The organism is Thioalkalivibrio sp. AKL19, from assembly GCF_000420165.1.
Lineage (GTDB): Bacteria > Pseudomonadota > Gammaproteobacteria > Ectothiorhodospirales > Ectothiorhodospiraceae > Thioalkalivibrio.
Genome location: NZ_ATUK01000011.1, coordinates 218,545 through 240,324 on the forward strand (window position 1 = coordinate 218,545; position 21,780 = coordinate 240,324).

Consider the following 21,780-nt stretch of genomic DNA (forward strand, 5'->3'; position numbering starts at 1 on the left):
GGGTCAGCCCGTGGCGCGCGCGCGCGGCTCGTGCCCCAGCCATTGGGCGATGACGGAGGCAATGCGCTCGCCGGCGCGGCCATCCCAGTATTGCGGGGCGCGGCCCTGTTTGCCGCCATGGTCCATGACGTCGCGGAAGGCGGCCTGCAGACGCTTCGGGTCGTGTCCGACCAGGACATTGGTGCCCTCGTCGATGGTGATGGGCCGTTCGGTATTCTCCCGCAGGGTGATGCAGGGTACGCCCAGGGCCGTGGTTTCTTCCTGCATGCCGCCGGAGTCGGTGAGCACGACTCGTGCGTCCTTCATCAGGCCCAGCATTTCCAGATAGCCGGCCGGCGGCAGGACCGCGATGGGCGCCTCGCTCAGGTGGTGGTCCAGCCCGGAGGCCTGCAGCCGGTCGCGGGTGCGGGGGTGCAGCGGGAAGACCAGGGGCAGTTCGCGGGCGATGGTCGCGAGAGTGGCGATGAGGCGTTCCAGGATCGCCGGGTCGTCGACATTGGAGGGACGGTGCAGGGTCAGCACGCCGTAGGCACCCTCCGGGGCGAAGCGCGCCGGGTCGATACCCGCGGATTGCAGGGATTCGTCCCAGGGCACGGCCCGGTCCAGGTTGTGGAGCTGGGTGTCGATCATCACGTTGCCGACGAAGTGGACGCGTTCGTGTTCGATCCCCTCGCGGGCGAGGTTGTCGATCGCATGCCCTTCGGTGGTGAACAGAAGATCGGAGATCTGGTCGGTCAGGACCCGGTTGATCTCCTCCGGCATGCGACGATCGTAGCTGCGCAGTCCGGCCTCGACGTGGATCACGCCGATCCCCTTCTTGGCCGCGACCAGGGCACAGGCGATGGTGGAGTTCACATCGCCCACCACCAGCACGGCCTGTGGGTTCAGGCTGTCCAGTACCGGTTCGAAGCGGCTCATGACTTCGGCGGTCTGGATCGCGTGGGAGGAGGAGCCGACTTCCAGGTTGATGTCCGGGTACGGGATGTTCAGATCGGTGAAGAAGCGCTCGTTCATCGCCGGATCGTAGTGCTGGCCGGTATGCACGAGCTGCGCGGTGATGCCAGCGTTCGCCAGCGCGCGCATCACCGGGCCGATCTTCATGAAATTCGGCCGTGCGCCAACGACGCACACGATGTCGCATTGCTGATGGCTTGTCATGGGCTGTCGAGACGTCCTGTGGGCGCATGGGCGTGCCCGTTCGCGACGACGCCAACGGGCGCGGCTCGGCATCCTCGGCGGGTTCACGGCCCGGTCCGGATACCTGTGGAATCACTTTATCGTGTCGACAGAAACACGCTGCGCCATTCGTGAATGGCTCGTTAGGTCCGGAGTGCTTGCTGGTGCGTGACAACCGGATGGGAGGCGCTCATCGTTGGGTCTTGCAGACGGGTGCGACAGGGACTGCGTGGATCCGCATTCCGGCGCAGAGGTGCGGTGATGGGGTGTTTCGAGCGCGGATTGCATCAGGGGTCTTGCCTAACGCTTGCAGCGTGCGTCTGGCTGATCGCTGCCATTTCCGCCGCTTCGTCGGCTCCGGGAAGTCCTGGCGTTGGTCTGCCGGATGGGGGCTGGAATGTCGTGCGGGCCGGGCCGGAGGATTACCGGGCAGTAGTGGCAGCGCTGGAGCCCGGCGACTGGCTGCAGCTGGCACCGGGCGACTACCCCCGGGCCCTGCGACTGCATGGCGTGCGCGGAACGCCGGAGCAACCCATCGTGATCAGTGGCCCGGTCGACGGCGAGCCCGCCATCCTGCGTGGACGCCGCGGGGCGAACACGATCAGCCTGGTGGACGCCGAGCATGTCGTGATCCGGCACCTGACCCTGGATGGTGGTGGCGAACCCGTGGCCGGGGTGGTCGCCGAGGCGCGCGGTGATGGGGTCCATCACGTGACCCTGGAACACCTGACCATCCGTCATTACGACCATTCGCAGGGCAACGCCGGGATCACCACGCGGGCGCCCGCCCGGGACTGGGTGATCCGGCACAACGAGATCCACGATGTGGGGACCGGGATGTATCTGGGACAGCCGGACGGGACCAGCCCGTTTGTCGCTGGCGTGATCGAGCACAATCACGTTCACCGCACCCTGGGGTACAACATCCAGATCAAGCACCAGACGGACCGCGACGGGATCCCGGGGATGCCGGCGGAGCCGCGGGAGACCCGCATTCGGTACAACCTGCTGAGCAAGGCGGAGCGGGCGACCGACGGGGGACGGGCGCGGCCCAACCTGCTGGTGGGGCATTTCCCGCCTGCCGGGCCGGGGGCGGAGGACCGCTATCGCATCGCGGGGAACCTGTTCTATCAGAATCCGCACGAGCGTCTGTTTCAGGGCGAGGGGAATATCGAGCTGCACGACAACCTGTTCCTGAACGATACGGGCGACGCGGTACTCGTGCGGCCGCACAACCACCGGCCACGCGAGATCCGGATCGTGAACAACACGATCCTGGCTGCCGGGTTCGGCATCCGGGTGGACGCGCCGGATCGGGCCTATGACCAGGTGGTGGCCGGCAATGCCGTTTTTGCCCGGGAGCCGCTGCAGCTCGCTGAGGGGATCGCGGGCAACGACAATTTCACTGCGTCGCGCGAGGACGCGGCCCGGTATCTGAGGGCGCCCGATGCCGGGCTGGATGCGCTGGATCTCTATCCCCGGGAGGGCGCGCTGCACGAGCGTTCTGACAGCGTGAGTTCGGCCCCGGTCGCGGGTGCGGATCGCGACTACAATGGCCGTTTGCGCGAGCAGGCGGTCTGGGGTGCCTATGCCGGGCCGCCGGGGCCCAACCCCGGACGAGTGGACGTTATCGGACCGCGTGTCCCGGGCTGTGCGCCCTGCCGGTGACGCGGTTGCGAGCGCCGGTGTCGCACACGAAAACGGAGAGGTACCCGGCCCGACGCCCTCCATTACGATTGGCAAAGAGAACGGACATCTTATGCATACGCTTCCCGAGCTGGATGAAGTCACCATCGGAGTAGTCGGTCTGGGGTACGTCGGCCTGCCACTGGCCGTGGAATTCGGCCATCAATGGCCCACCCGCGGGTTCGATATCGACCCGGAGCGGGTGCGGCAGCTGCAGGCTGGAATGGATCGCACGCGCGAGGTAGAGCCGGAGAAGCTCGCCGCGACCCCGCAGCTGACGTACACCGCCGATCTCGAGACCATGCGCGAATGCAACGTGTTTGTGGTAACCGTCCCGACGCCGATCGACCTGCACAAGCGTCCCGATCTCGGCCCGCTTCTGGGGGCCAGTCGCAGTGTGGGGCAGGTCCTCAAGCCGGGCGACACGGTGATATTTGAGTCCACCGTTTACCCGGGCGCGACCGAGGAGGATTGCGTGCCGATCCTCGAGGCGCAGTCCGGGCTGGTGCATAACCGGGACTTCTTCACCGGCTACAGCCCCGAGCGCATCAATCCGGGCGACAAGGAGCACGGGGTCACCTCCATCATGAAGGTCACCTCGGGCTCCACCCCGGAGGTGGCCGACTTCGTGGACGGGCTGTATGCGCGGGTGATCACCGCCGGGACGCACAAGGCCGAGAGCATCCGCGTGGCCGAGGCCGCCAAGGTGATCGAGAACACCCAGCGCGACGTGAACATCGCGCTGATCAACGAGCTGGCCCTGCTGTTCGAGCGCCTGGGCCTGGATACCGAGGCGGTACTGAAGGCGGCCGGGACCAAGTGGAATTTCCTGCCCTTCCGGCCGGGCCTGGTGGGTGGACACTGCATTGGCGTGGATCCCTACTACCTGACGCACAAGGCACAGGCGGTGGGCCATCACCCGGAGATGATCCTGGCCGGGCGGCGCGTGAACGATGCCATGGGCGCGCACATCGCGGACAACACGGTGCGCGCCCTGGTGCGCAAGGGCATCAATCCGGTGGGGGCGCGGATCCTGGTGATGGGGCTAACCTTCAAGGAGAACTGCCCGGACCTGCGCAACACCCGGGTGATCGACATCCACGCCACCCTGGCTGGCTACAACGCCGAGGTGACGGTCTTCGACCCCTGGGTGGACCCGGCCGAGGCCGAGCACGAGTACGGCATTACGCCGGTGACCGAGACGCCGGCACCGGGGCAGTTCGATGCAATCATCGTGGCCGTGCCGCACCGCGAATTCCTGCAGATGGGGATCGAGGCCATCCGCGAACTGGCACGGCCCGAGTCGGTAATCTTCGACGTGAAATCGGTATTCCCCCGTACTGCCACGGATCTCCGCCTGTAAGGGGGGCCGAGCCCATCAGCGTTCGCGTTGATGCCCCCCCAGGTTCCTGATGGGGAAGCTTCGGGACCTGGCGCGGCGCGCACCGTTCCCCTGGGCCCCGGCGCGGCGCACGGATGGTGAACGCCACGCCCGCATAACGCCCGCGCTGTTCATGGGCGCGGCCGGAGCTACAGTGGCGGGACGCTTTCGTCCCGGGAGACGCTGAACCGTGTGTCCGTCCGCGTTGTTGCCCCATGGTTTCCGACGTGCCGCCTGATTGCAGGGGCGTCGCTGCGCCCCATGTGCATTCGGGCGTGACGCGCGCCCGCACCGATTCATGGATCGGCGCTTCCCTGGCCCTTCGATGAGCCGGCCGCGCGCCGGTTCGGAACCGCTGTCGCTGCGTACCTGCGCGCTGTGGGCCTGGCTGTCGCTGGGCGCTGCGGTCTACCTGACGCTGCTGCCGTTCGAGTTCGGCTCGATGAGCCTGGAGCGTGCCTGGGAGATCTACCGTGGCATGAGCCTGACCGGCCCCGGGACCAGTGGCCGCCAGCAGTTCATGGCCAATGCCCTGATGTTCCTGCCGCTAGGGTTCTTCTGGACCGCATGGCTGACTCATGGTCGCCGCAACCGGCTGCTTGCGATCGGCGCGTTCGTCTTCGTGGCCGCCCTGGGCCTGGCGGTTACGGCCGGCGTGGAGTTCTTGCAGGTGTGGTTGCCGTACCGGCATCCGGCGGCGGCCGATATCGCCGGAAACTTTTCCGGGGCAGTGGCCGGCTCGCTCGCCTGGCTGGCGTTGCGCGACCCGTTGGCGCGCTGGCGTCGGGTGCTGGAGGGTGCGGGTGCGCAGGCCCTGACCGCCGGGCTGGTGATCTATGCCGCCGCCTATGTGATGGTCGGCTTCGTCCCCTTTGACCTGGTGCTCGCCATGGACGAGCTGCGGGCTCGCCTGGCATCCGATGCCTGGGGCTGGTGGGTCGCTGCCGGGGCCTGCACCAGCGGGATTCGCTGTATCAGCTGGCTGACGCTGGAGGTGGTCGCCAGTATCCCGGTGGGGCTGCTCCTGGCATTGTGGCTGCACCGGCGCGGCGCCTCGCTGCTGGGGGCCGGACTCCCGCTGGCCCTGCTTCTTGCGGGGCTGCTGGAACTGTTGAATCTCGCCACCCTGTCGGGCATCGCCGAGGGGCGGTCCGTGCTGCTGCGGGCCCTGGGGATGAGCATCGGCCTGGCTATGTTCCGGCACCTGCCGGCACATCCCCATGGCGTCATCCGTGCGTTGCAGCAGTTCGCCGCGCCGATCCTCGTGGTCGGTGGCCTGTCCTACGCACTGTTGCTGGTTGCGCTGAACCATGGCTTCGGCCCGTTTCATGCCGATCTGGAGGCGGCGCGGGCGCAGTGGGACGACCTGAACCTGTGGCCGTTCTACTACCACTATCACGTGGACGAGATTCACGCCCTGCGCAGTACGGCGCTGCATCTGGCCATGTATGCACCGCTGGGGTTCCTGGTCTGGTTGTGGCAGCTGCGCCGTCCCCTGCAGCCGTCGGCGCTGAACCTGCTGGCCGTCGTGGCAGGGGTTGTCCTGGCGCTGCTGGTCGAGGCCGCCAAGCTCTTCGTGGACGGCGCGCGCCCGGACCCGGCCAGCCTGGTGCTTGCCGGCCTGGCCGCCTGGGCGATGGCCGCGCTGCTGCAATGGCTGGGTCGTGCCAGTGCCGTGGGGGGCGTACCCGCAGAACGGGCTGCGGCTGAGCCACGCGGTCCTCACCCGGAGCCGGCTGGGCCGGGCCCGAATCCGCGCGGTTTTCAGCGCCTGCGCCAGGCGCTTGCCGGCCTGCTGGCGCTGGCGACTCTGTTGCTGGCGGTGACCTGGCCGGTCGTGCCAGTGGCACTGAGCGCCGGGTTGCTGGCCTATGCCGCATTGCTGGCGTGGCGGCCGCAGGGCTGGCTGTTCGTGATCCCCGTGCTGCTGGCCACCCTGGACCTGACGCTCTACCACGGGCGCCTTTTCGTCTCCGAGCTGGACCTGTTCCTGTTGATGACCCTGGCCATGGCCCTCTGGCTCGGGCCGCATGCGCTGCATGCGGGGGCATCGTTGTTGCCGCGCGGCATTCGTTGGGCGCTGGGTCTCCTGGTGGCCTCGACGCTGATCAGCCTGGCGGTTGCCCTGTTCCCGCCCGGCACCTGGAACCCCGGCGAGGCGGTGCATTTTGCCCACCAGTGGAATGCCCTGCGGGTGGCCAAGGGCCTGCTGTGGGCGGTTGTCCTGCTGGCGATGCTGAGGGTTGCGCCTGTCCCGGTGCCGGAGCAGGTGACGCGCTGGTTTCTCCCCGGGGTGGCGCTGGCCCTGCTGGCGCAACTGGCGTTCGTGGTGCGCGAGCGGGTTACCTATCCCGGGCTGCTGAACTTCGATAGTGGCTATCGGCTGTCAGGGCTGTTTTCGGAGATGCAGGCGGGAGGGCCCAGCATCGAGACCTTTCTGGTGCTGGCCTTTCCCCTGGCCCTGATCTGGTGCTGGCGCCAGCGCCTCGGCCTGATGCTCGCCGGCTCGGCCCTGCTGGCGGTCGGGACGGCATACGCCGTGGCGATGACCTATTCGCGCGGCGGGTATCTGGGGTTGGCGGTGGCTGTGGTCGTGCTCGCGGTCGGGGTGCTGCTGGCGGCGTTGCATGGGCGCATGCAGGCTCGGCAGGGGGCACTGGTCGGTGTGCTGTTGCCCGTGGTGGCGATTGCCCTGGTTGCGGGCACCACGTTGGGCGGGTTTGCCGAGCAGCGGATGAGCCACATCGAACGTGACTTCGGAGTCCGCATGGATCACTGGCAGGCCGCCCTCGAACTGCCGGGCGGCGGGCCGCTTTCACCTCTGTTTGGGCGGGGTGTCGGCAGTTTTCCGGAGCACTACCGGACCGGAAACCGGGACGGGCGCCTGCCCGGCAATCTGGCCTTCACCCGCGCGGAGGGTGAGCCGCGCCTGCAAATCGGCGGTGGCGATTCGTTGTTCGTGAATCAGCGGGTGAGCCTGCCCCGCGACGGTCTCTATACCTTGACCGTGGAGGCCGCCAGTGCCCAGCCCACGGGATTTCGAGTCTTCATCTGCGAGAAGCCCATCCGCCATTCCTTCGTTTGTCGCAGCGAAGGCATGCGTCTGGAAGACGGCGGACGTCAGACCTTCCAGTGGACCTTCGATCTGGATCCGATGGAGACACGCCCCTGGCCCATTCAGCGCGGCCTGGTGTTGTCGCTGGGGGTCGATGCGCGCCAGCGGTCTGTCACCGAATTTTACAGCGTGCAGATCCGGGATGCGGCCGGTCGCGAGTACGTGGCCAACGGCGACTTCGCGCATCTGGGCCGTTACTGGTATTTCACCACGGACCATCTGTCGCCCTGGCGCGTCGAGAATCAATGGCTGGAGCTCTATTTCGATCAGGGCTGGCTGGGCGTGGTCGCCTTTGTCTGGCTGACGCTGGTCGCGCTCATCGTCCTGTTGCGGCAGGGGCTGAGGGGTGACGTGGTGGCGCTGGCCTCGGCGGCCGCTTTGGCCGGGGCATTGTCGATCGGCCTGTTCAGCACGTTGTTTTTCTCGCCGCGGAGCGCCCTGTTGTTCTATCTCGTCCTGTTGCTGGGCGCGGCGGCGACCACGGCGCCAACGAGCCGTGTCGCCCGACGAACCGACGGCCCCGGAAGTCTTTCCTCGTGATTGGCGCCGGCCGGGCGGTCGGCGGCGTTAGGGGCCGTTCGGGCCGGCCGGGCGCATGGCTAACGCTGCTCCCATCCCGGCGCGGGCCGGGCTGCTAATCTCGCGGGAAGAAACCGCCGTGGGGCCGGGGAGATGGGCGAGGCCTTTGATGCATTCGACGAGCGGCTGATGGAGCTGGCTCATTTTGTGGAGGAGGCCGAATCCCTGGAAAAGGGTTTGCTCGGGCTGGCCACGCTGGTGAGTTACGCCATGGAGTGCGAGCGCTGTTCGATCATGCTGCTGAAGCCGGACCCGGATGGGGGTGAGGCGCGCCTGCGTGTCCAGGCGCATTACGGGTATCTGCCCGATCAGGCCTATGACGTGAGCCAACCCCTCGGTGCGGGGATTTCGGGGCGGGTGGCGAGTGCGCGCAAGGGGCTTCTGATTCGCGACCTGCATGCCTCCGATCTTGCTGCCGAGGCCCGGCGCGCCGCCGGCGCGGACCCGGTCGACGTGATTGCGGTGCCGGTCATTCTGGAGGGCGACTTGCTGGGCGTGATCAACATCGACAGCCCCCGGGGACGCGACCGGCTCACAGGGGAAGACCTGCGCCGCGCGTTGATCCTGGCCCTGGTAGTGGCCAAGTCGGTCCTCATCCATCGCCTAAAGGGACTGTTGCGCACCAGCTTCATGCAGCTGGCGCTGGCGCGTCAGCCGGGGGCGGCCACGGGCCCCATTACCCACGCCCCGGAGCGCGTGGCGCGGTTGCTGGCGCGCACGCTCTACGACGAGATGAGCCGTGCCGGGTTTTCTCGCGATCATGTATTAATTGCCGCGACCGAGCTCATTGGTCAGGTGAGCGAGGACCGGGAATGACGGCGCGCGCGCGCGGGACGCTGACGTTTGGGGTGGCGCCATGAAAGATGCCGGCTTCGAGCGCCGCTGGCGCCAGCGCTTCCTCCAGCGCGGTGCAAGCCTGGAGGACGATGCCGACATCGCGGGGTGGACGCGTAGCGGCCTGAGCAGCCGTGTGCGGCAGTTCGACGACCTTTGGCGACGTGCCGGAATGGCGCCCGGGCGCTGGCTGGATATCGGCTGTGGCGCGGGTACCTACACGCGGATGCTGCAGGCACAGGGTCACACGGTCTGGGGGCTCGACTATTCAACCCCTTCCCTGCAGAAGGCGCGGGATCGAAGTGACCCGGCGATTCCCTGGCTGGCGGCGGATATCAATTACCTCCCGCTGGCGGACGCCGCGTTCGACGGGGTGCTCTGCTTCGGCGTCATGCAGGCCTTGTCGGACCCCAAGCCGGCACTGGCCGAGATTCGGCGCGTACTGCGCCCCGGGGGCGAGGCCTGGATCGATGCGCTGAATCTGCGTTGCCTCCCCACGGCGGTTCGCGAATGGCGCCGGTGCCGGCGAGGGCGCCCGCTGCATCTGCGCTACGACGACCCTCAAGGTTTTCGCGCGGCAGCGGAGGCCGTCGGTCTGCGGCCCGAGGCGTTGTACTGGCTCCCTTTGGCCCCCGGCCGCCTGGCGCGCCTGCAGCCGCTCCTGGAGAACCGGGGCACCCGGGGGGTCCTGCAGGCGGTGCCGGTCGCCGGGGCGTGGCTGAGTCATTCGTTCATTCTGCGGGCGCGGCGGGTGTGAAAGGCGGGCCGAGCGGGGCTGTCGGAAAACTTTCCACTCGGCCCCCCGGGGTGCGCTGCGGGCTTTGTTCCGTCGCGCGAGGAAGTCTTGATATCAGTGAGTTACCCGTTATTCAGAAGGATGGCACTTCGCTTGCTACGTACCAAGAGAAAGCGTCTGATTGCAGTGTACCCCCCGGATCGAAGCCCATTGCGGCGTGGCCGGGTGCCCTTGCCCGGACGGCGAAATGGCGAGGATTGACCTGGAGCAGGCACGAATGAGTGATGAACACGAGCACAACGGAAATCATGGCGCCGAAGACGTAGGCGACGGCAAGCCCGGCACCCCCGTCGACCGCGGCTTGGGTTCTTCCGCCCCCCGCAGCCGGAGCCGGCGCCGCCTGACCGCGGCCGGCCTGGGTGGGGTGATGCTGGTGTCGCTCCCGGCCAAGTCGGTCTGGGGCGCTCAGGGGCAGTGCTCGCTGTCGGGCAATATCTTCTCCGCCAACGTCTCCAATATTGACCACGAGTGCACCGCGGGCGATGGCTGTACCTCGGCGTTCTGGAAGGACAACTGGGGTGCCTGGGACTGCACCGGGTATTCCCCGGGTTCCTGCATTCAGACCAGCGGGACCGACACCAATTGCCAGCGTTTTGACGCCACGGTGAGTACAGGCGGCGCGACCTCCTTCGAGGAGGTATTCGGTTACAGGCCGGAATGCCTGACCGGCACACCCTCGCTGATGGAGGTGCTCCAGGCCTGGGGCGTATGCAGGGGGTCGCTCGACTGGCATGCAGTGGGCGCCGTTCTGAACGCAGCGTGTACCTCGATCGACTTCGGCGCCTCGGTCGACGACGTGATCAAGGCCTATTCGATGGCCCGCGAGGATGTAAGCAAGCACTCGGCGGTGTCGAACGTCTTCGCCTATATGAACGAGCGCTTCTGCCCGGTCAACGGCCTCGGTGACTGTGGCGACGGTTATACGCGCAACGAGGCGGGCGAGTGCGTGGAGGTGCGGACCAACTCGACCGGCACTCTCAATCGTTGATATCCCGGGGCGCTGCCCACCAGCGCTCCCGGACCGGTCGGTACACGAGGCCCCCCTTGTCCGTTTCTGAAGAATCCTTTGCGCTGATCCCGCTGCCCGCCGCTCACGTGCGGGCATGGGACGAATCCGTGGTTGTCTATGACCAGCGCTGTGGCGAGACGCACGTGCTGCAGCCGCCTCTGATCGACATCTTCCAGGCCCTGCAAGCGGGACCGATGACGCCGGCCACCCTGTTCGAGTACCTTGAACAGCGATATGACGCCACGGAAGGGGACCTGGAGGATGCGATGCAGGCCGGCTTGAGCCAGTTGCGGCAGCATGATCTGATCCGTGTCTCCCCGGAGTCGCGGGACGCGTGATTGCCCATGAAGACCTGAAGGCGAGGTTGCGGGACGCCGGCCTTGCCATCCAGGTGGGTCCCTTTGTGGTGCGGTTGCGGTCGCAGCTGGACCGAATCGAACGTTCCGTGGCCCTGTTCTACGACCGGCAGCTGCTGCCGGTCGATGGCGCCCCGTTCGCTGATTTTCACGTCACCCTTGCGCGTTCGTCCGGCCTGCGCACGGTCTGGCGGCCGCAGGCGCGTTTCTTTCTCGATGGCCGCTCGCCCTTTCGTCCCCTGCCACTGGCTCATGCCTATCCGCTGTTCGAGTGGGGCCTGAACTGGTGCATCGCCCAGCATGCCCATGACTACCTGATGGTCCACGCGGCGGTGCTGGAACGCGACGGCCGCGCGCTGGTGATGCCGGGCGAGCCCGGATCGGGCAAGAGCACCCTCACCGCGGCCCTGGCTCTGTCGGGCTGGCGGTTGTTGTCGGACGAATTCGCCCTGCTTTCGCTGGAGACCGGCAAGCTGGTGGCGCTGCCGCGTCCGGTCAGTCTGAAGAATGCCGCCATCGACCTGATCCGCGAGCGCCATCCGCGGGCGATCATCGGGCCCGCCTCCCACGACACCAGCAAGGGGACCGTGGCACATCTGAAGCCACCGGATTCGAGCATCGACCGGATGCACCAGCAGGCCGGGCCGGCCTGGCTGGTCTTCCCGCGTTTTTCTGCTGGAGGGAGCGACCGGCTGCAGCCGCTGGACCGGGCCGAGGCATTGCTGAAGCTGGTTGGCTCGTCCTTTAATTACAGCGTGGTGGGCGGTGCCGGTTTCGAGGCAGCGGCCAACCTGATCGAGCAAAGCGAATGCCTGACCCTGGAGTACGCGGACCTGGATGCCTCCCTGGGGTTGTTGAACGCGGTGGCCGGGGGCCCCGCATGACGCGCCCCGCGCTTGCGCAGCTGGTCGCGGTCCTGGTCCGGCCGGCAGCCGCTCGCGAGCTTTCGCTGGCGGACTGGGACTTGCTGGTCCGGGTCGCGCGGGTCGCCTCCCTGGAGGGCCGCTTGCAGGCCACGATCGAGGATGCCGGGATGTTGCCGGATGTGCCTCCGGCTCCCCGGCGACACCTGCACGCCGCGCGGGTCCTGGCGGATCGCCAGCACGCCATGGTGCGCTGGGAGGTGGCACGGATTCACGAGGCCCTGGCGCCGGAAGCGATCCCGGTGATGCTCCTGAAGGGTGCAGCCTACGTGATGGCCGGGCTGCCCAGTGCGCCGGGCCGGCAGTTCTCCGACGTGGACATCCTGGTCCCGCAGGCACGGATCCAGGAGGCGGAACAGCACCTGTTCGTTCAGGGGTGGGTCTGCGAGGGCTACGATGCCTATGATCAAAGGTATTACCGCCAGTGGATGCACGAGCTGCCGCCGCTGACGCACATGCGGCGCAAAAGCGTGCTGGATGTGCACCACACGATCCTGCCGCCAACGGCGCGGCTGCACCCCGATCCGGCTCTCCTGTGGAAGGCGGCCGTGCCGCTGGACGGCTTTCCCGGAATGTACGTTCCGGGGCCGGCCGACATGGTCCTGCACAGTGCGACCCACCTGTTTCACGACGGCGAACTGGAGAACGGCTTGCGGGACCTCGCCGACCTGGATGCCTTGCTGCGCCATTTTGCGGCGGACGATCCACATTTCTGGGAACACCTGACCGCGCGTTCCTTCGAGATGGATCTGGCGCGCCCGCTCTACTACGCGTTGCGCTATGGCAACGAACTCCTGCAGATCCCCGTCCCCGACTCGGCATTCCGCGCATTGGCCGTGGCGCGTCCGGCGTCGCCTCTGCGCGGACTGATGGATGGCCTTTTCCGGCGCGGGCTGAAACCGCATCACTGGAGTTGCGATGGCCGCCTGTCCGGCGCCGCTCGCTGGCTGCTGTATGTGCGTTCACACTACCTGCGCATGCCCCTGCACCTGCTGGCTCCTCACTTGATGCGCAAGGCTATCAAGGACCATCGCAAAGCCAAACGGGAAAAGTCGGAGCCCTGACCGGACCGCCCGGGAATGTCCGCCGCGTTGCCCGTGTCGGCGTTCACCAGCCGGCGCGCCTGCGCGTGCCCTTCGGCCTATCGAGTGCCGTTGCCGGGGCCGGCAAGGGGTGCGAGAACCAGTTCCGCCCGGAACAGGATCCGCGCGCCCGTAATCAGTCCGATGCAGCGATAGCGCAGCTGTTCCGTGCCGGATCCAGACAGGCCGCGAACCGCGGTCGGCACAGGCTCCGCGGGGCTTACCAGGATATGCAGGGTGTCGGCGCTGCGCAGGGCGCGTGCCAGCCGCTGGTCCACGCTGATGTGGTGCGCGGCGTAGACCATGGGGTCGTGGTAGAAATCGTGACCGTCCGTACCGGCCTTTTCGAGCAGGGCGCAGGAGATCAGCGCGGCGGGAAACATGTCTGGAAAGTTGATCCGGTCCTCCAGCTCGTCGAAGTAGTCCGCCTGGCGTACGAGTGACCCCGACAGCAGGTTCTTGGCATTGCTGTTGGACATGAACTTGCGTTTGTGGAACCACCCGTTGTCCGCGAGCACGCAGCGATCCTCGAGCTGTTCGAGCTTCACATCCGCGGGCAGCGGCAATGGCTCGTCGGGCAACGCCTGGGGCGTCAGGGAGTCGCGCACATGGCCGAGCAGCACCAGCCCGCTGTCTTTGCGCATCGCGATGCGATTGGACATCTGCGCCTGTCCGGCCGTGTCCGTACCCCGTATGGTGGGCTTCACCACGGCGGTGAAGGCCTCGTCCGCGCCGAGGGCGCCGGCAAACGTGAACTGGTAGTTGCGGAACGGGAGTTGCGAGATGTTTCCGGCATCGCCCTCGGCGATGCGCATCCGGGTTACCAGGGCCTCGGCGAGGCACTCCTGTTGAAAGCCCAGCACGATCGGCCCGCCAAACGGGTTGCCGCGGATGCGCATCCATTTGTCGCCGTCGTGGAACGGGTTGAAGTCGTCCGTGGCGTTGCGGGCCACGTCGATGTGGATCTGGCGGTAGACGCAGGTGCCATCGGACGCGACCGCTGCCATGGCGCTGCCTTCTTCCGGACGGGGCGGGTAGCGGGGGTTGGGCGTGCGGATCGGCCTACTCCCGGTAGCTTGCGAGTAGCGGACGGATCCGATCCGCCGGCACGGCGTAACTGATCCCGCTGGGGTGGCCGACCGCCGCCTCGCGGCCGCCCTGGACGAAGACCTGGTTGATCACGCCGACGACTTCGCCGCTTTCGATGCGATAGACGGGGCTTCCGCTGTTCCCGGGGTACGCGGTGGCATCCAGCTGAAACACCATCGGCGCACCCGCGCGCAATTGCCGGATACGGGCCTCACTCAGTTCGCTCGCGCGGCGCGCGGTAATGGCCATGGGCGTGTGCGCGGCCACTGTGGCCCGGTGGGTTGCCGGGTAGGTGCCCAGGACCATGCCGATCGGGTAGCCGGTAAAGGCCAGCTGCTCGCCCTCGCGCACGGTGTCCGACGAACCCAGTCGCAAGGCGGGTAGTGCGGGGCCGGCGATGCGCAAAAGCGCAAGATCGTCATTCTCCGAATGGGCCACAAGCTCCGCGCTGTGGATGGACGTGTCGCGCCCTTCACCGCTGACCACCACAAGTTGCTCGCGGTTCGCGTGATCCAGTGACGCCGGGATCACATGGTGATTGGTCACGACCAACCGCCCGTCGCCGACCACGAAGCCGGTCGCCAGGTACTTGGCCCGCGGGCTGCGCGATGGCTGATGGGTCGCGATGCTCACCACCGAGGGCTTGATGCGTTCAATGGTGTCAGGGAGGCCGTCGGCAGTGGCCGGCGGGCTGGAGACCAGCAGGGCTAGCAGGGTCAGCAGGCTCGCGGCAGCCAGTGCCTTGAGCGTCTTGCGTGCGCGGTCATGTGCGCCTGCCGACAGCCCGCGCAAGAAGGGGCTGGGTCGCTTGCTCGTGGTGCTGTCCATGGGTCATCCCCGCCAGTCGATGATTCGAGTCTAGGTCAGGAGATAACAGCCGTGGTGTTGCAGCGTTAGGCGAAGGAGGGGGTGGCCGGCGACCGCGTTAACGCAGTGGGGCGCCCCGTCAGTTGAAGACGATGGTCTTGTTGCCGTGAGTGAGGACGCGGCCCTCGAGGTGGTAGCGCAGGCCGCGGGCGAGGACCCAGCGTTCGACGTCGCGGCCCTTGCGGATCAGGTCCTGCACGCCGTCGTCGTGACGGATGCGGGTCACGTCCTGCTCGATGATCGGGCCGGCGTCGAGATCCTCGGTGACGTAGTGGCAGGTGGCACCGATCAGCTTTACACCGCGCGCGAAGGCCTGGTGGTAGGGGCGGGCGCCGACGAACGATGGCAGGAAGCTGTGGTGGATGTTCAGGATGCGCTCGGGGTATTCGTCGCAGAGCGTGGGCGGCAGGATCTGCATGTAGCGCGCCAGCACGATGGCGTCGGGCGCGAGTTCGGCCAGGCGATCCTGCAGGGTGGCGAACGCCGCCTCGCGCTCCTCGCGCGGCACCGGGATGTGTTCGAACGGGATGCCGTAGCACTTGGCCAGCGGTTCCAGATCGCGGTGGTTGGAGAGGATTGCCGGGATTTCCATCGGCAGTTCGCGGCTGCTCCAGCGCGCCAGCAGGTCGCTGAGACAGTGCGGTTCGCGCGAGACCATCAGCACCACGCGCGGCCGTGTGTCGGCCCCCGCCAGCCACCAGTCCATGCCGAGATCGAGGGCCAGTTCGTCCAGGCGTTCACGCAGGGCGGGCTCGGCATCCACGGGCAGCGAGAAGACCCAGCGCATGAAGAACCAGCCGGCCTCGGCATCGGTGTGCTGGGCCGCTTCGGTGATCCAGCCATCGGTATTCGCGATTGCGTTGGCAATGCGCGCGACAATCCCGTGCTGATCAGGGCAGCGAATGCTCAGCCGAAACCGGGGTCGATCATCCATCGGGTCTGGTGTCCTGGGTCAGGTCAAGGGCGGTTAACAGGAAGATCGGAAGACAGGGAGGTTTTTGGGGTGAGGGCCCTGGTTTGGGGCTTGGGGTATGCCCCGAACCCTTGTCATGTCCTGGGCGCCATCACCCAATCCCTTCTTCCGATCTTCGCGTCTTCCTGTAGACCGTCCTTTTCAGGCGGATTCGCGGCGCAGGCCGGTGGGGATGGAGAAGGTAATGGTCTCCTCGCGGCCGGCGAGTTCGGAGATGGCGTCGACGCCGTGCTCGCGCAGGAAATCGAGTACCTCGTTGACCAGGATCTCCGGGGCCGAGGCGCCGGCGGTGACGCCGATGCGGCTCTTGCCCTCAAGCCACGCCGGGTCGATGTCGGCGGCGCCGTCCACCAGATAGGACTCCACGCCCATGCGGGCACCGATCTCGCTGAGGCGATTGGAGTTCGAGCTGTTCTTCGAGCCGACCACCAACAGCAGGTCGCATTGCTTCGCCAGGTCCTTCACCGCGTCCTGGCGGTTCTGCGTGGCGTAGCAGATGTCCATCTTGCGCGGGCCTTCGATCTTCGGGAAGCGCGTGGTGAGGGCGTCGATGATCCCGGCGGTGTCGTCCATCGACAGCGTGGTCTGGGAGACGAAGGCCAGACGGTCGGGATTCGCCACCTCCAGGTTCTCGACGTCGGCGATGGTCTCCACCAGCATCATGCAACCACCCTGCGAGTCATCGAACTGTCCCATGGTGCCCTCGACCTCCGGGTGCCCGGCGTGGCCGATCAGCACCACCTCGCGGCCCTCGCGGGCATAGCGTCCCACCTCCAGGTGCACCTTGGTGACCAGCGGGCAGGTCGCGTCGAATACCGTCAGGCCACGCTGCTCGGCCTCCTGCTGGACGCGCTTCGGCACGCCGTGCGCGGAGAAGATCACCACTTGCCCGTCGGGGACCTCGTCGAGCTCCTCGACGAACTTCACGCCGGCCTCTTCCAGTCGGCCGACCACGTGGCGGTTGTGCACCACCTCGTGGCGGACATACAGCGGCGCGCCGTAGATCTCCAGGGCGCGCTCCACGATCTCGATGGCGCGTTCCACCCCGGCGCAGAAACCGCGTGGATTGGCGAGCTGGGCCTGCATGCTCATGGTGTTCTCCTGCCGTCTGTCGCGGCCTACTGTGGTTCCCGTACGGATACCACATCCACCTCGAAGGTGAAGTGCTGCCCCGCCAGGGGGTGGTTGAAGTCCACCGTTACAGTGTCGTCCTCCATCGCCTCGATGCGTCCTGGAACGGCATCTCCCGCGGGGCTGTTGAACTCGTAGATGTAGTCCACTTCCAGCGGCAGGTCGTCCGGGAACTGCGAACGCGGCATCTGCTGCACGGCCGCCTGATCCCGGAACGGGAACATGACGCCGGCCTCGATCGCAAATTCCCGGTGGTCACCGGCCTCCAGCCCGACCAGAAGGTCTTCCAGTCCGGGCAGGATCTCGCCGGAGCCGATCTCCAGGGTGATGGGTTCCTCGCCCGTCCCGTCCACGACAAAGCCGTTGTCCAGGATCAGGCGGTAGTGCATCTCGATGTGCGCGCCCTTGGTGGCCGTGGTCATGCGTGCTCCCGTGTTCAGTGTTTGTCTTCGGTGTGGCTGCGATCACCCTCGATGAAGGTTGCCACGATCAGCGTGACCGCCCCCACCACGATGGCCATGTCCGCCACGTTGAAGGCCGGCCAGTGATAGCCCGCCCAGTGAAAGTCGAGAAAATCCACCACCGCGCCGTAGCGCACGCGGTCGATCAGGTTGCCGATGGCCCCACCCAGCACCAGGCCGAGGGCGGTGACCGACCACCAGGCCTGGCGCGGCAGGCGGGCCAGCCAGAAGGCGATCAGCAGCCCGATGACCACGGCGATGCCGGTCAGCAGCCAGCGGCCCCAGTCCCCGGCCCCGGCCAGAAAGCTGAAGGCCGCGCCGGGGTTGTACACCAGCGACAGGTTGAAAAAGCCCGTCACCTCGACTGGCGCGAACTGCGTCAGGGCATGTTCCGCCCAGACCTTGGTGACCTGGTCCGCGGCCACGATCAGGGTCGCGATCAGCAGCCCGGGGCCCAGGCCGGAACCCCGCAAGCCCATCAGGCGAGACGCCGGGTTTCGCCCGGGCCGTCCACGTTGCTGACACAGCGGCCGCACAGCTCTGGGTGCTGCGCGTGCTCGCCGACATCCGGGCGCCGGTGCCAGCAGCGCACGCACTTGGGCTGTTCGCTCTTGTGCACCACCACGCCCAGCGCCGTGCCGTCGTTCAACTCGGCGCCATGCGCGCCCTCCGGGGTGGCGCCCGAGGCCAGGCGCGCCTCGGAGGTGATCAGCACGAATCGCAGTTCATCCCCGAGGCGCTCGAGCAGGGAGCGGATGGACGAGTCGGGCGGCAGGTGCAGGTCGATCTCGGCATTCAGCGAGGCGCCGATGCCCTGCTCGTTGCGCGCCAGCTCCAGCGCGCGGGCGACATGGGTGCGCACCTCCAGGATGCGGTCCCAGTCGCCGTCGGAGAACGTCGCGTCCTCCGGAAGCGGGGCCAGCCCCTCGTACCAGGTGGCGAACAGCACGCTGTCCGGGCGCTCGCCCGGCAGCAGCTCCCAGATCTCCTCGGCGGTGAAGGTCAGGATCGGGGCGACCCAGCGCGTCAGGGCCTCCGCCACGTGGTACAGCGCGGTCTGTGCCGAGCGCCGGGCGTGCGAATCCGCCTGCGTGGTGTACTGGCGGTCCTTGATCACGTCCAGGTAGAAGCTCCCCAGTTCCACCGAACAGAAGTTGTGCACGCGCTGGTAGATCTGGTGGAACAGGTAGTCGTCGTAGGCCTTCGTCACCTGGCCCTGCACCTGCAGCGCGCGGGCGACGATCCAGCGATCCAGCGGCAGCAGCTCGTCCAGGGGCAGGGCGTGCTCGGCCGGCTCGAAGCCGTTCAGGTTGCCCAGCAGAAAGCGCGTGGTGTTGCGGATGCGGCGGTAGGCGTCGGCGGTGCGGTCGAGGATGTCCTTCGAGATCGCCATCTCGCCGGAGAAGTCGGTCGCCGCGACCCACAGGCGCAGGATGTCCGCGCCCAGGGTGGAGACGACCTCCTGCGGCGCGACCACGTTGCCGCGCGACTTGGACATCTTCTCGCCCTTCTCGTCCACGGTGAAGCCGTGGGTCAGCACCGCCCGGTAGGGTGCCTCGCCGCGCATGGCTACGCTGGTCAGCAGGCTGGACTGGAACCAGCCGCGGTGCTGGTCGGAGCCCTCCAGGAACAGGTCTACCGGCAGCTCGCCCAGCTCCGGGCGCTTCTCCACGACCGTGGAGTGCAGCACGCCGGAGTCGAACCAGACGTCGAGGGTGTCGTTCAGCTTCACGTAGTCATCGGCCTTGTCGCCCAGCAACTCCTTCGGATCCAGCTGAAACCAGGCCTCGATCCCGTCGCGCTCGATGCGCTGGGCGATGGTCTCGATCAGCTCCGCGGTATGCGGATGCAGGCGGTTGGTCTCCTTGTGCACGAAGAAGGGGATCGGCACGCCCCAGTTGCGCTGGCGCGAGATGCACCAGTCCGGGCGGTTGACCACCATGCCGTGGATACGCGCCTGGCCCCAGCTCGGCATCCATTGGGTATCGGCGATCGCCTTCAGCGCATCGGCGCGCAGCTCCGCGCGATCCATGCTGATGAACCACTGCGGGGTGGCGCGGAAGATGATCGGGGTCTTGTGGCGCCAGCAATGCGGGTAGCTGTGCTCGAACTTCACCGCCACGATCAGCGCGCCGTGTTCCTTCAGCACGTCGATCACGTGGCCGTTGGCCTGGTGCACGTTCTCGCCGGCGAAGTGCGGGGTGTCCGGCAGGAAGTGGCCATCCGGGCCCACTGGGTTTTCCACTGGCAGGCTGTACTGCAATCCAACCGCGTAGTCCTCCTGGCCGTGGCCGGGGGCGGTGTGCACCGCCCCGGTCCCGGTCTCGGTGGTCACGTGATCGCCCAGGATCAGCGGAACGTCGCGCTCCAGGAACGGGTGGCGCAGCATCAGGCCTTCCAGCGCCTGGCCCTTGGCCCGGGCGACGATCTTGCCTTCGCCCAGGGAGTAGCGTGCGAGGCAGTCCTCTACCAGGTCCTCCGCCAGCAGGATGCGCTCGTGTTCCAACTCCACCAGCGCGTAGTCCAGTTCCGGGTGCAGGGCCACCGCCTGGTTGGCCGGCAGGGTCCACGGCGTGGTGGTCCAGATCACCACGCTGATCGGGCCGCGCGAGCCGTCGATGCCGTCGAAGCGGCGCAGGAAGTCGATGTCGTCGACCACGCGGAAGCGCACGTCGATCGCCTGCGAGATCTTGTCCTCGTACTCCACCTCCGCCTCGGCCAGGGCCGAGCCGCAGTCCACGCACCAGTGCACCGGCTTCTCGCCCATCTGCACGTGGCCGCGCTTGAAGATGGTCCCCAGCGCGCGGACGGTGTCTGCCTCCACCTGATAGTTCATGGTCAGGTAGGGGTTGTCCCAGTCGCCCAGCACCCCCAGGCGCTGGAAGTCCGCGCTCTGGCCGTCCACCTGCTCCTGGGCGTATTCGCGGCAGGCCTTGCGGAAGGTCGCGGCGTCCACGTCGCGCCCGGCTTTGCCCAGCTTCTGCTCGACCTTCAGCTCGATCGGCAGGCCGTGGCAGTCCCAGCCCGGCACGTAGGGCGCGTCGAAGCCCGCCAGCGTGCGGCTTTTCACGATCACGTCCTTGAGGATCTTGTTGACCGCGTGGCCGACGTGGATCGAGCCGTTGGCATACGGTGGACCGTCGGCCAGCACGAAGCGCGGCCGCCCGGCGCAGTGCTCGCGCAGGCGCTGGTAGCGATCCTCGGCCTTCCAGGCCTCCAGCCACTCCGGCTCCCGGGTTGCCAGGCCGGCGCGCATCGGGAGCGCCGTCTCGGGCAGGTTGAGGGTGTCCTTGTAGGGATTCGGCGGTGCCGGTTTGCGTGCCATGAGCGAGTTCCGGATTGGCCCTGCGGGCCGGTTTCAGTCGATTTCGGAGAGTTGCATGCGGGCCGTGCCGACGTCGCGCGCGATCTGTGCGCGCAGCGCTTCCAGGCCCTCGAAGCGTTGTTCGCCGCGCACCTGCGCGACCGGCTCGAAACAGATGGCCTCGCCGTACAGGTCGGGCTGGCCCTCGAGTACGTGGGCCTCCAGGCGCTGCTCGGTGCCGTCCACGGTGGGACGCCAGCCGATGTTGGCGACCGCCGGCAGGGTCTCGCCGGAGGCGCGGCGCAGCCAGCCCGAATACACCCCCCGCAGTGCCAGCGGCCAGGGCCCCAGACGCAGGTTCGCGGTCGGGAAGCCGATGGTCCGCCCGCGCTTGTCGCCATGCGCCACCCGGCCGTGCAGGCGGTAGGGCCGGCCGAGCAGTTCCGTCACCCGGGCGAAGTCCCCCGCGACGGCGGCGGCGCGCACCCGCGTGCTGCTGATGCGACCTTCGGCATCGCGCACCGTCGGGGTGGATTCCACGGTGAAGCCCAGGCGCCGGCCGGCCGTTTGCAGGGCGGCCTGATCGCCCTCGCGCCCGCGGCCGAAGCGGAAGTCGTCGCCGACCAGCACATGCCGGGCACCCAGCCGCCGGTAGAGGACCTCTTCCATGAAGGTATCGGCCGAAAGCCCGGCCAGATGGGCGTCGAAGCGCAGGATCCAGGCGGCGTCCAGGGCGCTGTCGCTCAGGGCCACCAGACGGTCGCGCAGACGCTGGAGGCGCCCGGGGGCCGCCGGGGCCTGCGTGTGCGCGCCGAAATACTCGCGCGGCAGCGGCTCGAAGGTCATCAGGAGCGCCGGCGCCTGGTGATCCTGCGCCGCCTCGAGCAGGCGCCCCAGAACAGCCTGATGGCCACGATGCAGACCATCAAAGTTGCCAATGGTCACCACCGCGCCGTGCAGGCCGGCCGCCTCGAACGCCTTGCTGTCGGCCGGCCCCAGGCCGCGTATCAGCCGCATT

General features: G+C 67.6%; 18 protein-coding genes. 9 read left to right on the forward strand and 9 right to left on the reverse strand.

Features of this window, described 5'->3' with window-relative positions:
• Window positions 1–3: 3 nt before the first annotated feature.
• A complete protein-coding gene (gene wecB / locus F817_RS0106030) occupies window positions 4–1,158 on the reverse strand; it encodes a non-hydrolyzing UDP-N-acetylglucosamine 2-epimerase (protein WP_024326801.1) in 1,155 nt (384 codons plus the stop codon).
• A gap of 279 nt (window positions 1,159–1,437) precedes the next feature.
• Between wecB and F817_RS0106035 the strand changes: the two genes are divergently transcribed.
• The 9 genes from F817_RS0106035 to F817_RS0106075 all read left to right on the forward strand — a co-directional run bounded on the left by F817_RS0106035 (window position 1,438) and on the right by F817_RS0106075 (window position 12,919).
• Window positions 1,438–2,844 carry a hypothetical protein gene (locus F817_RS0106035; protein ID WP_369774203.1) on the forward strand — a complete coding sequence of 469 codons (1,407 nt, stop codon included), beginning with the start codon at window positions 1,438–1,440 and terminating at the stop codon, window positions 2,842–2,844.
• 91 nt (window positions 2,845–2,935) lie between these two features.
• Window positions 2,936–4,225 carry a nucleotide sugar dehydrogenase gene (locus F817_RS0106040; RefSeq protein WP_024326803.1) on the forward strand — a complete coding sequence of 430 codons (1,290 nt, stop codon included), beginning with the start codon at window positions 2,936–2,938 and terminating at the stop codon, window positions 4,223–4,225.
• Window positions 4,226–4,568: 343 nt separating this feature from the next.
• Window positions 4,569–7,898: a VanZ family protein gene (locus tag F817_RS0106045; protein WP_024326804.1), complete on the forward strand. Its 3,330-nt coding sequence runs from the start codon at window positions 4,569–4,571 to the stop codon at window positions 7,896–7,898.
• Between the two features lie 132 nt (window positions 7,899–8,030).
• On the forward strand, window positions 8,031–8,753 hold the full coding sequence (locus F817_RS0106050; protein ID WP_024326805.1) for a GAF domain-containing protein: 723 nt from the start codon (window positions 8,031–8,033) through the stop codon (window positions 8,751–8,753).
• A gap of 40 nt (window positions 8,754–8,793) precedes the next feature.
• Window positions 8,794–9,528, forward strand: coding sequence for a class I SAM-dependent methyltransferase (locus tag F817_RS0106055; RefSeq protein WP_024326806.1), 735 nt, complete (start codon window positions 8,794–8,796; stop codon window positions 9,526–9,528).
• Between the two features lie 256 nt (window positions 9,529–9,784).
• A complete protein-coding gene (locus F817_RS0106060; RefSeq protein ID WP_024326807.1) occupies window positions 9,785–10,555 on the forward strand; it encodes a hypothetical protein in 771 nt (256 codons plus the stop codon).
• A gap of 56 nt (window positions 10,556–10,611) precedes the next feature.
• Complete coding sequence (locus tag F817_RS0106065; RefSeq protein ID WP_024326808.1) at window positions 10,612–10,914, forward strand: HPr-rel-A system PqqD family peptide chaperone; 303 nt, start codon at window positions 10,612–10,614, stop codon at window positions 10,912–10,914.
• Entirely contained in the window at window positions 10,911–11,816 is a 906-nt protein-coding gene (locus F817_RS0106070) for an HprK-related kinase A (protein ID WP_024326809.1), read from the forward strand. The genes F817_RS0106065 and F817_RS0106070 overlap by 4 nt, the downstream gene beginning before the upstream one ends.
• Window positions 11,813–12,919, forward strand: coding sequence for a nucleotidyltransferase family protein (locus tag F817_RS0106075; RefSeq protein ID WP_024326810.1), 1,107 nt, complete (start codon window positions 11,813–11,815; stop codon window positions 12,917–12,919). The genes F817_RS0106070 and F817_RS0106075 overlap by 4 nt, the downstream gene beginning before the upstream one ends.
• Before the next feature lie 77 nt (window positions 12,920–12,996).
• Here F817_RS0106075 and F817_RS0106080 read toward each other — a convergent pair whose 3' ends face one another.
• The 8 genes from F817_RS0106080 to ribF form a co-directional block, all read right to left on the reverse strand.
• Window positions 12,997–13,944: a hypothetical protein gene (locus tag F817_RS0106080; protein ID WP_024326811.1), complete on the reverse strand. Its 948-nt coding sequence runs from the start codon at window positions 13,942–13,944 to the stop codon at window positions 12,997–12,999.
• Between the two features lie 55 nt (window positions 13,945–13,999).
• Window positions 14,000–14,854 (reverse strand): S1C family serine protease, encoded by an 855-nt coding sequence (locus F817_RS0106085; protein WP_024326812.1) that lies wholly within the window; start codon window positions 14,852–14,854, stop codon window positions 14,000–14,002.
• Between the two features lie 118 nt (window positions 14,855–14,972).
• Window positions 14,973–15,827 carry a formyltetrahydrofolate deformylase gene (gene purU / locus F817_RS0106090; protein ID WP_024326813.1) on the reverse strand — a complete coding sequence of 285 codons (855 nt, stop codon included), beginning with the start codon at window positions 15,825–15,827 and terminating at the stop codon, window positions 14,973–14,975.
• A gap of 180 nt (window positions 15,828–16,007) precedes the next feature.
• The gene (gene ispH, locus F817_RS0106095; RefSeq protein ID WP_024326814.1) at window positions 16,008–16,958 is read right to left on the reverse strand and encodes a 4-hydroxy-3-methylbut-2-enyl diphosphate reductase; all 951 of its coding nucleotides are present in this window, start codon (window positions 16,956–16,958) and stop codon (window positions 16,008–16,010) included.
• Between the two features lie 26 nt (window positions 16,959–16,984).
• Window positions 16,985–17,419: a peptidylprolyl isomerase gene (locus tag F817_RS0106100; protein WP_024326815.1), complete on the reverse strand. Its 435-nt coding sequence runs from the start codon at window positions 17,417–17,419 to the stop codon at window positions 16,985–16,987.
• 14 nt (window positions 17,420–17,433) lie between these two features.
• Window positions 17,434–17,937, reverse strand: coding sequence for a signal peptidase II (gene lspA, locus F817_RS0106105; RefSeq protein ID WP_024326816.1), 504 nt, complete (start codon window positions 17,935–17,937; stop codon window positions 17,434–17,436).
• Window positions 17,937–20,783, reverse strand: coding sequence for an isoleucine--tRNA ligase (ileS, locus tag F817_RS0106110; protein ID WP_024326817.1), 2,847 nt, complete (start codon window positions 20,781–20,783; stop codon window positions 17,937–17,939). Before ileS ends, lspA begins: the two co-directional genes overlap by 1 nt.
• Window positions 20,784–20,816: 33 nt before the next feature.
• Window positions 20,817–21,779, reverse strand: coding sequence for a bifunctional riboflavin kinase/FAD synthetase (gene ribF / locus F817_RS0106115; RefSeq protein ID WP_024326818.1), 963 nt, complete (start codon window positions 21,777–21,779; stop codon window positions 20,817–20,819).
• Window position 21,780: the final 1 nt, after the last annotated feature.

Excerpts from the sequence above, each read along its gene's own strand:
- wecB (WP_024326801.1), bottom strand. The coding sequence starts at position 1,158 with ATGACAAGCCATCAGCAATGCGACATCGTGTGCGTCGTTGGCGCACGG.
- F817_RS0106035 (WP_369774203.1), top strand. The coding sequence starts at position 1,438 with ATGGGGTGTTTCGAGCGCGGATTGCATCAGGGGTCTTGCCTAACGCTT.
- F817_RS0106040 (WP_024326803.1), top strand. The coding sequence starts at position 2,936 with ATGCATACGCTTCCCGAGCTGGATGAAGTCACCATCGGAGTAGTCGGT.
- F817_RS0106045 (WP_024326804.1), top strand. The coding sequence starts at position 4,569 with ATGAGCCGGCCGCGCGCCGGTTCGGAACCGCTGTCGCTGCGTACCTGC.
- F817_RS0106050 (WP_024326805.1), top strand. The coding sequence starts at position 8,031 with ATGGGCGAGGCCTTTGATGCATTCGACGAGCGGCTGATGGAGCTGGCT.
- F817_RS0106055 (WP_024326806.1), top strand. The coding sequence starts at position 8,794 with ATGAAAGATGCCGGCTTCGAGCGCCGCTGGCGCCAGCGCTTCCTCCAG.
- F817_RS0106060 (WP_024326807.1), top strand. The coding sequence starts at position 9,785 with ATGAGTGATGAACACGAGCACAACGGAAATCATGGCGCCGAAGACGTA.
- F817_RS0106075 (WP_024326810.1), top strand. The coding sequence starts at position 11,813 with ATGACGCGCCCCGCGCTTGCGCAGCTGGTCGCGGTCCTGGTCCGGCCG.
- F817_RS0106080 (WP_024326811.1), bottom strand. The coding sequence starts at position 13,944 with ATGGCAGCGGTCGCGTCCGATGGCACCTGCGTCTACCGCCAGATCCAC.
- F817_RS0106085 (WP_024326812.1), bottom strand. The coding sequence starts at position 14,854 with ATGGACAGCACCACGAGCAAGCGACCCAGCCCCTTCTTGCGCGGGCTG.
- purU (WP_024326813.1), bottom strand. The coding sequence starts at position 15,827 with ATGGATGATCGACCCCGGTTTCGGCTGAGCATTCGCTGCCCTGATCAG.
- ispH (WP_024326814.1), bottom strand. The coding sequence starts at position 16,958 with ATGAGCATGCAGGCCCAGCTCGCCAATCCACGCGGTTTCTGCGCCGGG.
- F817_RS0106100 (WP_024326815.1), bottom strand. The coding sequence starts at position 17,419 with ATGACCACGGCCACCAAGGGCGCGCACATCGAGATGCACTACCGCCTG.
- lspA (WP_024326816.1), bottom strand. The coding sequence starts at position 17,937 with ATGGGCTTGCGGGGTTCCGGCCTGGGCCCCGGGCTGCTGATCGCGACC.
- ileS (WP_024326817.1), bottom strand. The coding sequence starts at position 20,783 with ATGGCACGCAAACCGGCACCGCCGAATCCCTACAAGGACACCCTCAAC.
- ribF (WP_024326818.1), bottom strand. The coding sequence starts at position 21,779 with ATGCGGCTGATACGCGGCCTGGGGCCGGCCGACAGCAAGGCGTTCGAG.